Source organism: Acinetobacter sp. Res13-Abat-PEC15-P4-01 (genome assembly GCF_015676285.1).
Lineage (GTDB): Bacteria > Pseudomonadota > Gammaproteobacteria > Pseudomonadales > Moraxellaceae > Acinetobacter > Acinetobacter nematophilus.
Genome location: NZ_JADAIN010000020.1, coordinates 574,831 through 581,738, shown reverse-complemented (window position 1 = coordinate 581,738; position 6,908 = coordinate 574,831). Strand labels below are relative to the sequence as shown.

Annotated in this window: 5 protein-coding genes, 1 tRNA gene and 2 pseudogenes; 3 read left to right on the top strand and 5 right to left on the bottom strand. The window is 35.1% G+C overall.

The annotated features are described in order from the left end of the window. Positions 1–296: 296 nt before the first annotated feature. Positions 297–826: pseudogene (locus tag IMO47_RS09690) on the top strand (IS21 family transposase); the annotation flags it as partial. Next, positions 823–1,251, top strand: a pseudogene (locus IMO47_RS09685) (transposase domain-containing protein); the annotation flags it as partial. The pseudogenes IMO47_RS09690 and IMO47_RS09685, both read left to right, overlap by 4 nt. A gap of 308 nt (positions 1,252–1,559) precedes the next feature. Here the strand turns inward: IMO47_RS09685 and IMO47_RS09680 are convergent. Continuing rightward, positions 1,560–1,636: transfer RNA gene (locus IMO47_RS09680), tRNA-Ile, on the bottom strand. 573 nt (positions 1,637–2,209) lie between these two features. On the opposite strand from IMO47_RS09680, the gene IMO47_RS09675 reads away from it, so the two are divergent. Continuing rightward, positions 2,210–3,019 carry a siderophore-interacting protein gene (locus tag IMO47_RS09675; protein WP_196075363.1) on the top strand — a complete coding sequence of 270 codons (810 nt, stop codon included), beginning with the start codon at positions 2,210–2,212 and terminating at the stop codon, positions 3,017–3,019. Between the two features lie 544 nt (positions 3,020–3,563). Here the strand turns inward: IMO47_RS09675 and IMO47_RS09670 are convergent. The 4 genes from IMO47_RS09670 to IMO47_RS09655 form a co-directional block, all read right to left on the bottom strand. After that, the gene (locus IMO47_RS09670) at positions 3,564–4,001 is read right to left on the bottom strand and encodes a hypothetical protein (protein WP_196075364.1); all 438 of its coding nucleotides are present in this window, start codon (positions 3,999–4,001) and stop codon (positions 3,564–3,566) included. An 18-nt stretch (positions 4,002–4,019) separates the two neighbouring features. Next, positions 4,020–4,610, bottom strand: a complete 591-nt coding sequence (locus tag IMO47_RS09665; protein ID WP_196075365.1) for a Type 1 glutamine amidotransferase-like domain-containing protein — start codon at positions 4,608–4,610, stop codon at positions 4,020–4,022. 139 nt (positions 4,611–4,749) lie between these two features. Beyond that, a complete protein-coding gene (locus IMO47_RS09660) occupies positions 4,750–5,529 on the bottom strand; it encodes a TIGR03915 family putative DNA repair protein (RefSeq protein ID WP_196074461.1) in 780 nt (259 codons plus the stop codon). Then, complete coding sequence (locus tag IMO47_RS09655; RefSeq protein WP_196074462.1) at positions 5,530–6,789, bottom strand: putative DNA modification/repair radical SAM protein; 1,260 nt, start codon at positions 6,787–6,789, stop codon at positions 5,530–5,532. Positions 6,790–6,908: the final 119 nt, after the last annotated feature.

Below are 6,908 nucleotides of genomic sequence, written 5' to 3'. Positions count from 1 at the left end.
TTATTTTTTAGTAATGAGAATTTTTTTAGCTCTGGTGCTCAAACCAGATTATTTAAAAGTAAAATTTCCTAATGAATAAGCTTATACCTAAAATTTACCATACAATTAATTAACCCCATTATGACAACATCTTAATAGGTTAAGTTAATATATCAATTGGGTTTAATTATAATATTTTAGCGGCAGTGTAAAATATCACTCTAGCGGCATTTAAAAACTGCCACTTAGTTAATATAGTAGTCATTTGGAACTGCTCAAATATGTTAACTTTGGAGCAAGAAGTGACAGTTTAAACACTGTATAAACAAGGTTTATTTAAGGTAATGAGTTGAGAACTTGCGGAATCTAAAAATACCGTGCGTTAATATTTAGAGCAAAAGTCCACACTACAGTATCGGCTTACAACCTAGAATAAGTATTCTTGACTCATATAAACCTTATTTTCTTGAACGCGTAAATACTCCTTATCCTGAATGGATTCCTGCCGTTGTACTTTACCAAGAAATTTTAGAGCTTGGATATCTAGGAAAGGTCAGGATCTTAAGGGAATATCTTGCAACATTATAACCAGTCACCATACTGAAACCCTAAACTGCTCTACTGTGCTAAAAAATATGGCTTACGCCCCAGCATATGTAAGCGCTACTCTGCACAAATCAAAGATAAAGTTGAACGCTTTAATGGATACTTCAAATCAAGCTTTATTGTGTTATTAAAAGCAAGCTTGAAGACTTCGAGTTTACTGTTAGATGTTGATTGTTACCAATGGCCCCCTATTGGCCGGTGGCTACATGAAACCGCCAATAACCGGATTCATGCCACTACTGTCAACAACATAGTCAACCGATCATGCAACAACTGTATTAATGGCTCAACCAACACCATCTAACGCGGCTATCGAGTTCTCTAACTGTTCGAACGATCAACTAAAGCTTAAAACTCTGGCAGGCACTCTACCGCTATCTGGTTGATGGTAACTTACCAATCAACCTAAGAAGCATTACTTCGTAAGGGATCGAAAATCAGATGTGTCCGTAGGCCTTGGGACGTAAGAACTGGTTGTTTACTGACTCGCTGCGCAGTTGTAAGTGAGCGGCTAATATGATAAGCCTCATTCAGTCAGCAAAGCTGAATGGATTGGATTCCTATGCCTATTTAAGTGATATGCTAAAAAGGCTGTCAACACATAAAGTGTCCCGACTAGATGAATTACGACCACACTGCTGTAAATCTAACTTAATTAAAAAATAACTATGAGGTTCACCGGACGCTTACGTAGAAACTTGTAATAAACTGATCTAAAAAATGGGACATATACATCATAATTCGCATCTCAAAGTATTAACTTAAATTGTGATTAAGCCATGCCAGAATTAGATCGCCTCCATACCCATGTTGTCACTTAAATTTGAGTAACTACAGGAAATTCTATTTTTCAATTCTTTACACAACAAAACCAGTTAAGAATAATGTTGATTTAAGCTGCTTACCATTTGCTTACTAGAATACAAAAACAAAAAAACCACTTACGATTAGTACACGTAAGTGGTTGTTTTATATGGTGGGCCCAGACAGACTTGAACTGTCGACCAACGGATTATGAGTCCGCTGCTCTAACCAACTGAGCTACAGGCCCTATAAATACTGACTATAGAGTATTTTCGAGAAAGAATACTAGCGAAAATAAAATTGAATTACAAGAACTTTAACAACAACTTAGATTTAATGCATGTTTTTTGAACATTCGAGGGAATTTCAATGAATGATGGAAAAGCAACTGTACTTTGCAATATTGATTATGCCGTTATGACTAGTGATTATTTTTTCGTTTATCTAGATAAATTTCCAATCCGCTCCATAAGCAAATCAGAGTAAGAACAAAAATCATCACTATAAATAAGGTCATCAACATGCTGCAATCCCTTTTGCGCATTTTTAAAGTTTTAAGCTTATTGCTTAACTAAGACTAAAGTCTAAAACATTCAGCCTTAATAGTGAATATAAAACTGGCTATTTTTAATACAAAATAAATCTTATACTATTGTTTTTAATTATTAATTTTAATTTTCATCATTGAATCATCAAGATGAGCCAAAAATTTATTGAGACTCCTTACTTTTAAACTGTGGAATTATTACTGTAATAGTGGCACTTTTGTTCAAAAACATATACGATAATGATAATTATTATTAATTGAGCAATATAAATTATGGCTTTGAATACACATTGTACTTTTATTCAAGTGAAGGAAAAAATATATTTAGGTCCCAACTATATTCGCATCATTTTTGACTGTGCTGATACAGATAAATTTAAACATACAAGTATTGGTGATAACAATAAAGTCTTTATTCCAAGACCTGACCAAAATCAAATAGAACTTCCAGATTTTGATTTTGATCAACGCAAATGGATCGTCAAGAATCCAGCCCTTATGCCAGAAATTCGAACTTATACCCATCGTGATATAGATCTCATCAATAAAACTTTAACCATTGAGTTTGCAATGCACGGTACGGAAACGGTTGCTTGCCATTGGGCAGATCGTGCACGGCAAGGCGATCAAATCGGTGTCACCATGTCTACTGCAACACGAGACCTCGTCCCAACAGGACTTCAACATTATCTGATGATTACGGATAGTACAGGTCTAGCGGTCACACAGGCAATTTTAAAAACCTTGCCTGCGAGCAGTAAAGCTTATGTGATTGCAGAAGTGCCTACGATTGCAGATCGGATCGAATTAAATACACAAGCTGATTTAGAGCAAATATGGTTATATAACCCTACACCTTTGAAGCAAAGTTTATTGGCAGATGAGTTAGCAAAACATCCAGAGCTAATCAACTTACCCCCGAGCCGCTATGCACATATTACTGCTGAATTACAGGCTGTACGTGCTTGTCGAAATATTCTTAGAAAGCAAAGCGATTGGAGTAAAGAAGATTGTTATGCGTGCTCATATTGGCAAATTGGTAAAGCAGACAGTGAGCGATTTTCTAAAGTTGTCGATGATTAAAATAATGTCTGAGCTCAATCTCTCAATTCGCTTATTACAGTGCAACTGATTAGACTTCAATCAAAAGTCTCTATGCGTGTTCTCTGTATAGAGACTTTAATCATCCACTGTAAATAAAATATCGGTAAACAGACATCCTTTATAAATCAAAAAATGAGACGGGATTGTGAATGATTTGAATATTGAAAATGATTAGTTCGTTCATAAAAAATAAAAATTAATCACTATCTTACACTCAACGATATAGTCAACCTATTAAAATCCATAACTTAAAAAATGAATTCTATTGATCAATAAAATCAATGTGATGAATACATTATTGAATGACAAAAATCTTTTGTTGAGCGAGGGATACATTCTATACTCCCGTGCACCATGGCGATATTCATGTCGCCACACAATACAAAGTTCATCTAGTATTCAAAAGTACGAAATAAATAATCAGGCGCTTAAACTCTAGTTCTCAGGCTTATAAAAATTCCAATCCAATTCAGTAAAAACATCACCTTCAGTATTTCATTTATTCTTTTTGATAATTCAAGACTTAATCACAATACTTCATGGCTTTATTCTTTGATAAATTCAACTGTGTATGAGGCAATAACACACAAGAATAATTACGAAACTCATATTCCTCAATCATGTTATCCCGTATGAGCTCAATCCGAATCTGGGTTTCTAAATAATCTTTGAAAAAATCCAACTGATTTAAACAAAAAATATATTTTTGCTGTGGATCCTTTAAATTTTGCACACTTGATTGATAGATTTTACTTGTCAACGCATCATTCACATTTCCATTTGCATATAAAAACACAATATCAAGCATTGAGAAATCATCAGAATTGAATATGGCTTGGGGCTTCAGCGCACATATATTCTGATTCACGCGCTCATATTCAAAATCTTGGATATATTTCTTTTTACATCCCTGTACAACCAAACAAAAACTTAAAACGACAGTCAGGTTAAAATATTTCATCGACGACCTAAAAAATAATCAATTGATATAAATAAATTGCTGGTTGGTGAGTGGAACTAAAACCTGTTTGAAATAAAACTCATTCAATATCTGTGTGGTAATTTCTGAAAATGGTTCATCTTTAAAATGCGGTAAAATTGAAAAATTGATCAGACCTAATGCTTGAGTATTCAGCAAATCAGGTGCTTTTGAAGCATCATCCATTGTTTTGATATATTCCAAATCAGGTCCCAATACGATAGAACCCGCGGAACTGCCTATATAAAGTTTTCCCTGATTGATCAAATTACAAATGACTTTGTCAGCCTGGGATCGTTTTAATTCCTGTAAAAGATAAAAGGTATTGCCACCTGAAATAAAAATAAAGTCATTTCTGTTTAGCGTCGTTTCAATTGACTGAATGTCTTGCTCATCTATATGTAAAACGTCAACCTGAATACCTAGCTTTTCAAAGGCTTTTTTATCCTCTTCGACATAGAATGTAGTCTGTTCAGGTTTACTCGCAGTCGGGATAAATGTTACCGACTTACCGATTAAATTCTGATCCATATGCTGTGCGAAATCCAAATAAACATCTGCAAAAGATGCTGCCAGAAAAAGGTTTTTCATGATGTACGCTCTATTTTCAGGTTATATAAAAAATATTGTTAATTTTTAAAAGTAATTCAAAACTTAAATGAAGACATTAAAATAAATTCAAGCTCATCATAGCAAAGAAAGCTGCTGAATTTATAGAAACATACAAGGCTCAAATCAGCTTCTCATTCATATAACGCCAATAACGTTTAGGAACATATTGAATATGAAGTCGGATATTTTTACGTGCAGAAATATTGACACTGTTGAAATAATCTTTCCAAAGCTGATCATAGAGGATTTCACTATCATCCAGTTCAATACTAAAATCTTGACTGGTTCCCTTTGCAATATTTTGATCAATATCAAATACATTCATACTGACTTGATGGACATTTTCTAGGTCATAATATATGCCGAAATTTCGTAACTCATCATAAATGAGCCAACGTTGATCTTGATATCTTGCTTTGAAATGCCTTTCAATTAAAGGAAGAACATTGAAATCAGGACGTACCAAACTTAAAAACAATTCATCTTTACACTTTTTGAAACGGACAAAAGCCTCCATACGGTGCTTTTCACGCCCCACTTGTTTCGCCCATTTTGAGACTGCAAGCACATCAGCATGACCGTAGTCAGCATCGACAGGTCGACGGGCTGAAAATACGTAAATACTCAAATTAAATAAATGTTGAAATGCACTTTCCTGCTCAGACAAGAAAGTATAATAAAAATTACGTAGTGTATGAGACGAAACCCTTTGCTTAAATGCCTTCCAAACGCGATCAGCCTGAATTTCATTAGACTCTACAACAATCGTTTCGTCCAACAAACTTGACTGAAGACTGTTTTGACTGGCAACCATGACATCTAATTCTTTAAACTGAAATGCACGAAATATACAGCACAACAATCCCGTCATGGTCCCATCGAAAATATACTTTGCCATCTAAAATAAAAGGTCCAGCTGCGGTGAAAGTTGCTGCGTATATTTTGACTGCCCTGTTTGTAATATTTGATGACGAATCTGACTCGGCAATTGATCTTTTACAAATGCAGGCGTATCTGCACAGCGGATAAAATGCACAGCCCGATTATATGCGATCCCCATCTTCTTGATTTGATCAATATGAATCTTACCAAAGCGTCGAGCCTGAACAATTTTTTTGGCAGAACGTACACCGATCCCAGGTACACGCAATATCATTCTATATTCAGCACGATTGATATCTACTGGAAACTGTTCAGGATGACGTAATGCCCAACTCAGTTTGGGATCAATATCCAAATCTAAATTCGGATGCTGTTCATTGACAATTTCTGTTGCCTCAAATCCATAGAAACGCATTAACCAATCAGACTGATATAGCCGATTCTCTCGTAATAGTGGAGGTGCAGAACCGACAACAGGCAATGCTTTTTCTTGATCATTGATCGGAATATAGCCAGAAAAATAAACCCGTTTAAGTTTAAATTCTTTATAGTGACGATCTGCCATGAGGATAATATCGTGGTCAGTTTCATGATGCGCGCCGACCACCATTTGCGTGGTTTGCCCCGCCGGGACGAATTTTGGTACAGACTTTATAATTTTTCTTTCATCTTTAAACTGAATCAATCGATCTCGAACAATAGCTAAATCTTTTTGTACCTCATCATGCGTCTTTTCTGGTGCAAACTTTTTTAATCCTTCCTCAGTTGGCATCTCCAAATTAATACTCATACGATCAACATAGAGCCCAGCTTCATGAATAATGTCTTGTGATGCACCCGGGATGGTTTTAAGGTGAATATAACCATTGAAATTTTCTTCTAAACGGAGTTTTTTCACCACCTGCAACATACGCTCCATGGTGTAATCAGCAGATTTAAAAATTCCTGAACTCAAAAAAAGCCCTTCGATATAATTTCTTCTGTAAAAATTAATGGTTAAATCTACGACTTCCTGTACAGTAAAGGCCGCTCTTTTAACATCATTTGAGCGTCTAGAAACACAATAAGAGCAGTCAAAAATACACACATTGGAAAATAAGATTTTAAGTAAGGAAACACATCGCCCATCCTCGGTATAGCTATGGCAAATTCCTGAACCAGTATTTCCAAGTCCTTTATCTTTATTTTTACGTTGACTTCCACTGGATGAGCATGAGACATCATACTTCGCAGCATCTGCCAAAATTTGCAATTTTTCTCTGATACGTTCTGTCATGACTTAAACTCAATTCTACCAATGAATTTTAGTCATTATATAAACTCAAATGCTTGGAAAATATTGGTCTGATGATCTTTACGACACGAGCTGACGTATAAATTATAATCCATTATTTT

Coding starts and splice junctions, on each gene's coding strand:
- IMO47_RS09675 (WP_196075363.1), top strand. CDS start 2,210: ATGGCTTTGAATACACATTGTACTTTTATTCAAGTGAAGGAAAAAATA.
- IMO47_RS09670 (WP_196075364.1), bottom strand. CDS start 4,001: ATGAAATATTTTAACCTGACTGTCGTTTTAAGTTTTTGTTTGGTTGTA.
- IMO47_RS09665 (WP_196075365.1), bottom strand. CDS start 4,610: ATGAAAAACCTTTTTCTGGCAGCATCTTTTGCAGATGTTTATTTGGAT.
- IMO47_RS09660 (WP_196074461.1), bottom strand. CDS start 5,529: ATGGCAAAGTATATTTTCGATGGGACCATGACGGGATTGTTGTGCTGT.
- IMO47_RS09655 (WP_196074462.1), bottom strand. CDS start 6,789: ATGACAGAACGTATCAGAGAAAAATTGCAAATTTTGGCAGATGCTGCG.